Raw genomic sequence first — 590 nt, 5'->3', positions numbered from 1 at the left:
CTCTTGTCAACTTCGGCTTCTGATACAACTTCAAAAAGCATGTTATCTTTTGCCCTAGTAACAAAGAATGCATTCTTCTTAGTTATCAACTTGAAGAGTCTGTTGAAATCTACATATCCTCTGTCCATCAAATAGATAGCAGAAGGTTCTATGTAGAGATCATCAAGAGCTTTTACATCATTAACCGATGCAGAAGTCAAATAAACTGAGACTGGAAGATTTCCTCGCAAATCGACTAATGTGTGCATTTTGATGCCACCTTTGTTTTTGCGATACTTTGCCCAAGGACATAATTTGAGACACAGACTTATAGTACTGCTATCAAAAGCATATACCATGTTGTCTAGGTCTAATCTGAACTTGTCTTTGACATAAAGAGGACGTACTTTTTTCAAAAGAACGTCTGCAAAATCTTTATAGATATGCCAATCTCGCTTCTCGTTAGCTTTTGCTAGAGTATTACGTGGTACAGCATAACTAATACCACAATGGTAAAGTTTGCTGGAGAGTGCCGTAAGGCAGTTTTCTATATCTCGAAGACTATCACGACCTGTTAATTGAGCATAGCTCATTACTAGGAATTGGTCTTT

At 37.3% G+C, this 590-nt stretch carries 1 protein-coding gene; it reads right to left on the bottom strand.

What is annotated here, in order from left to right; genetic code table 11:
- Positions 1–572 (bottom strand): IS4 family transposase (locus tag KSW37_RS15730; protein WP_254368707.1); only part of this gene is annotated, 572 nt, incomplete at its 3' end.
- Positions 573–590 lie beyond the last annotated feature (18 nt).

The organism is Segatella copri (assembly GCF_019127135.1).
In the GTDB taxonomy this organism is placed as follows: Bacteria; Bacteroidota; Bacteroidia; order Bacteroidales; family Bacteroidaceae; genus Prevotella.
Note: the sequence above shows the minus strand (reverse complement) of the source record. Positions and strands in the feature narration are given on the sequence as shown.